The 3,342-nt window shown below is 34.8% G+C and carries 3 protein-coding genes and 1 pseudogene; 2 read left to right on the top strand and 2 right to left on the bottom strand.

Features of this window, described 5'->3' with window-relative positions; genetic code table 11:
- Positions 1-162 precede the first annotated feature (162 nt).
- A pseudogene (locus tag BG20_RS13970) lies at positions 163-381 on the top strand (hypothetical protein); the annotation flags it as partial.
- A gap of 30 nt (positions 382-411) precedes the next feature.
- On the top strand, positions 412-987 hold the full coding sequence (locus tag BG20_RS04655) for a calcium-binding protein (protein ID WP_010191525.1): 576 nt from the start codon (positions 412-414) through the stop codon (positions 985-987).
- A gap of 15 nt (positions 988-1,002) precedes the next feature.
- Here the strand turns inward: BG20_RS04655 and glyS are convergent, their stop codons facing one another.
- The gene (glyS, locus tag BG20_RS04650) at positions 1,003-2,460 is read right to left on the bottom strand and encodes a glycine--tRNA ligase (RefSeq protein ID WP_010191524.1); all 1,458 of its coding nucleotides are present in this window, start codon (positions 2,458-2,460) and stop codon (positions 1,003-1,005) included.
- A gap of 31 nt (positions 2,461-2,491) precedes the next feature.
- Positions 2,492-3,331 carry a deoxyribonuclease IV gene (locus BG20_RS04645; RefSeq protein WP_010191523.1) on the bottom strand — a complete coding sequence of 280 codons (840 nt, stop codon included), beginning with the start codon at positions 3,329-3,331 and terminating at the stop codon, positions 2,492-2,494.
- Between the last annotated feature and the right edge of the window lie 11 nt (positions 3,332-3,342).

The following is a 3,342-nucleotide window of genomic DNA, read 5'->3' as shown; positions in this document are numbered from 1 at the left end:
GATGGCTACATTCCTAAGCTTATCTTTTGCTCCATCTGGTTGGCTAGGTACACTTCCAGCACCAGGTGTAAATGACTGTCTTGATGAACTTATTTTAGATGACACTAATTCCTATTATCTAGTACCACCTACGCAACAGTAAACCCAGGCGCATCTGAACTAGTCAATGGATATGATGATAATTGTGATGGTATAATTGATTCAGGACTAGATCTAGATGGAGATGGATACTTTACTGGAGCTCCTCTTGGACTCAATGATTGTTATGATTATCCAACAGATGATCCTGAAAATCAATATTTTGGACTAGATCCTTTTACAATTAATCCAGGAGCATCTGAAATATATGGAAATGATATCGATGAAAACTGTAATGATATTACAGATGTAGATGCTGAACAGTTCTGTGGCTTGTATGCTACACAATATGACGTAGAAATTATTGGAACTTTAGGAAATGATAATCTTAAAGGAACAAATGGAAATGATCTAATCCGAGGACTAGATGGTGATGATAAAATAAATGGTAAGAAAGGAAATGACTGTATTATTGGAGGATTAGGTGATGACAAAATTCATGGAGGCGATGGAGATGATACTATAGAAGGAAATGAAGGTGATGATAAAATAAACAGTGGTAAAGGTAATGATAACATCTTTGGTGGAGACGGTGATGATAAAATAAACGGAGGAAAAGACAATGATACCATCTCAGGTGGTTTAGGAAATGACAAAATACATGGAGCTTCAGGAGATGACACTTTACTTGGTGACGATGGAAATGATCGAATACACGGTGGTAAAGGTAATGATATCATTGATGGTGGACCACAAACCGACAGATGTACTGGTGGTAGTGGAAACAATACAATAACAAATTGTGAGATTGATGATAAGAAGATGGAAGATGAAGACGATGAAGATGAAGACGATAAAGGAAAAGATGACAAGAACAACGGTAAAGGAAAATCTAAAAATAAGAAATAAATATTTTTTAAAATTTTAAGGAAAAGCAGTATCCCTAGCTAAAATAGAATCTATTTCAGATATTTTGATTCTCTCTTGTGACATTGAATCTCTTTTCCTAATTGTTACTGTATTATCCTCCATACTTTGATAATCAATAGTAACTGCAAAGGGAGCACCAATCTCATCTAATCTGCGATATCTCCTGCCTATAGCGCCCGAATGATCCAAAAATGCGTCATATTTTCTCTTTAACTGAAGATAAATCTCATCTGTCTTTTCTTTAAGCCCATCTTTTTTTATCAATGACAAAACTCCAACATGAACAGGAGCAAGATATGGTCTGATAGATAATACAACTCTCTCATGTTCTTTATCATCAATCATACTGTGCTCTAAAATAGTGTACAGACTACGGTCAATTCCCATTGAAATCTCAAAGACATGGGGCAAAACTTTATCCTCATTATCCATTACTTCAAATTTCTCTTTACTCTTTACAGCATGACTGGATAGATCATAGTCCGATCTGTAATTACATGCAACAAGCTCCAACCATCCAATAGTGGTCTCTACTTCAAAATCAAATGCAACTTGCGCATAAAACGCCTTTTCCTTATCACCAAGTTTTCTAAATCTGCTTTTTGTAACATCAATCCCAGTCTTTTCATAAAATTCTGTCAGTATAGCTAAATAGTATGCTACAAACTTGTTTGGAACAACTCCTGATTCAACTGCTTTTTTACATGTCATTGCAACAATCTCAGAATCAGTTTGTACTCTGATTATCGTATTTTCAATTTCTGTAAACTTTTCAATATCATCTAGTTTTGTAGGATTGCAAAAGATCTCAATTTCTGCCTGATAAAACTCACGTAATCTTAACAAACTCTGTCTTGGTGATATCTCATTTCTAAAACTCTTACCAACTTGAGCTATCCCCAATGGCAATTTACCCCTCATTGTTTTGTACAGTCTAGGAAAATCAACAAAGATAGATTGACATGTCTCAGGTCTAAGATATGCTTCTTCTTCTTCTGGACCAATTCCTACTTTGAACATCATGTTGAACTTCTTGGCACTTTCAAAATCTCCTTTACATTTTGGACACTTGATGTTGTTTTGTAATATAGCATTATCAAATTCTGATAAATCTGCACTTTCAGGAATCTCTACTTTGGAAATCTCAGCTATTATTCTATCTGCCCTAAAAGTTGACTTGCATTTTGTACATTTTATTATTGGATCTGCAAAGTTTCCCAAGTGACCTGATGCCTCAAAAACAGACTTTGACATTATCTGTGATCCGTCAATTTCCATCATACCATCTCTTCTGATCAATTCTCTTCGCCACAACTCCAAGAATTTGTTTTTCAAGCTTACTCCGGATGGACCGTATTCCCAAAATCCTGCCTGTGCATCTGCATAAACCTCACAACTAGGAAAGTAAAATCCACGCTCAAGTGCTAACTTCATTACATCCTCATAGTTCATTATATCATTCCATCACTTAGCAAATAAATTCCTACGCCAACTCCTTGACTTTTCTTATATTTTCAAAATCATCTCTTACATCATCAATCGGAGTCTCTAAAATTATTGGAATTTTTTTCTTGTTTGCTGTCTTTACCACTTCTGATAATCCCTTCTCTCCAATGTTTCCAAGTCCAATATGGTAGTGTCTATCAAGATTACATCCAATCTCACCTTTTGCATCATTGAGATGTAAAATTTTTAAATTCTCAAATCCAATAACATCATCAAACTTTGCAAAAGTATCTTTTACTGATTTCTCTGTTCTCAAATCATATCCTGAAACAAATGCATGACATGTGTCAATACATATGCCAAATTTTTTTGTTGGTTTTAATTGATTAAAGATCTCCTCCAACTGTTCAAACCCTGCACCAACTGAATTTTTTTGCCCAGCAGTGTTTTCAAGCAAAATCATTACATCATTTTTTGTCTGTCCAGCTTTGTTTAGTCCTTTTACTAGTTGTTTAATTCCTGCTTCCTCACCAGAACCCAAATGACTACCAAGATGTGTAATTAAATATGGAATTCCCAATTGTGCACATCTACTCATTTCACTAATCAGAGTATCTACAGATTTTTCAAACCCATCTGATTTTGGAGTAGATAGATTTGGTAAATATGGCATATGGGCACAAGTGGCAAATTTATCAATCTTACTTGCTTTTAGTTTTGTTTTAAAATTTGTAATATCATTTTCACTTAGATCTTTTGCATTCCATCCTCTAGGATTTCTAGTAAATATCTGAAAAGCAGAGCATTCTCTTTCAACAGCATTATCTACTGCTTTATCTATAGAACCTGAGATCGAAACATGGCAACCGATCTGCATATCTCACAACT

It is taken from the genome of Candidatus Nitrosarchaeum limnium BG20 (assembly GCF_000241145.1).
In the GTDB taxonomy this organism is placed as follows: Archaea; Thermoproteota; Nitrososphaeria; order Nitrososphaerales; family Nitrosopumilaceae; genus Nitrosarchaeum; species Nitrosarchaeum limnae.
The sequence above is the reverse complement of the archived record's forward strand: the minus strand, read 5'-3'. Positions and strand labels throughout refer to the sequence as shown.